This is a genomic window from Anaerophaga thermohalophila str. Valhall, from assembly GCF_000250735.1.
Taxonomy (GTDB): Bacteria; Bacteroidota; Bacteroidia; order Bacteroidales; family Marinilabiliaceae; genus Anaerophaga; species Anaerophaga thermohalophila_A.
In genome coordinates this window covers 1-953 of sequence record NZ_AHZV01000293.1, presented here as the reverse complement: position 1 = coordinate 953, position 953 = coordinate 1, and the positions used below count along the sequence as shown (strand labels likewise).

At 32.7% G+C, this 953-nt stretch carries 2 protein-coding genes; both read left to right on the top strand.

Annotated features, from left to right (window positions below; translation table 11 throughout):
- Nucleotides 1-248: 248 nt before the first annotated feature.
- The gene (locus OQ5_RS0115170; protein WP_016778297.1) at nt 249-557 is read left to right on the top strand and encodes a nucleotidyltransferase family protein; all 309 of its coding nucleotides are present in this window, start codon (nt 249-251) and stop codon (nt 555-557) included.
- Nucleotides 547-885, top strand: a complete 339-nt coding sequence (locus OQ5_RS0115165; protein ID WP_016778296.1) for a HepT-like ribonuclease domain-containing protein — start codon at nt 547-549, stop codon at nt 883-885. Before OQ5_RS0115170 ends, OQ5_RS0115165 begins: the two co-directional genes overlap by 11 nt.
- Nucleotides 886-953: the final 68 nt, after the last annotated feature.

The following is a 953-nucleotide window of genomic DNA, read 5'->3' as shown; positions in this document are numbered from 1 at the left end:
TTAAAAAAGCCTGAACGCAGAGATGCAATGACGCAAAGTTATTATTATGAGTGCGTTGTGGTTTGCGTTATTGAGTGCGTAAACAATTAATCATCAGACATCTGCAAAAGTTTAACGGAGTATTGAGGAGAAAGACACTAATTTCAGCAAAGGGTTTCATCAATAAAATTAACCCTTTACGGAAATCAGGTATCAAAAAAAAAGCCCAGCATATTCAACAAATTTCTTAAATTTGAAAGAAAAAACATATGCAACGCATTCTTACCGAAAAGAAAAATGATTTGAAACGTTTATGCCAGTTACTTAACGTAAAAAGATTGTACGCTTTTGGCTCTGCTGTTTCGGGAGAATTCAGAGACGATAGCGACATTGATTTTCTAATCTCATTTGCCGAGAATTTAACTCCTGAAGAATACGCAGATAATTACTTCTCGCTTCATTACAAACTGAGAGAATTATTTAACAGAGAAATTGATATCGTAACTGAAAGGACCTTGTCAAATCCTTATTTTATTGAAAGTGTCAATGAATCAAAAGAGTTAATCTATGAAGCGTGAAATAAAGAAATATCTCTATGACATTAAAACTTCCATTGACTCAATTGATGAATATTTAGGTGGGAAAAGAGATTTCTTTGAATACCAAAATAATAAACTACTTCGTCGTGGCATTGAGCGAGAATTAGAAATAATTGGCGAAGCAATGAATCGCGCTTTGAAAATTGACCCCGAATTAAATATTGAAAATGCCAGGCAAATTGTTGATACAAGAAACTGGGTTATTCATGGATATGATAAAGTGGATGACGTTGTAATTTGGGCGATAATTTCAAAACATCTTCCCAAGCTAAAAACAGAAATTGAAAAGTTATTAAAATTTGAATAACCGAAAATAATGAAGAAGCTCAAAGAATCCATTGAATAAGTGAATAATTTAAATCACGCATCTAGCCT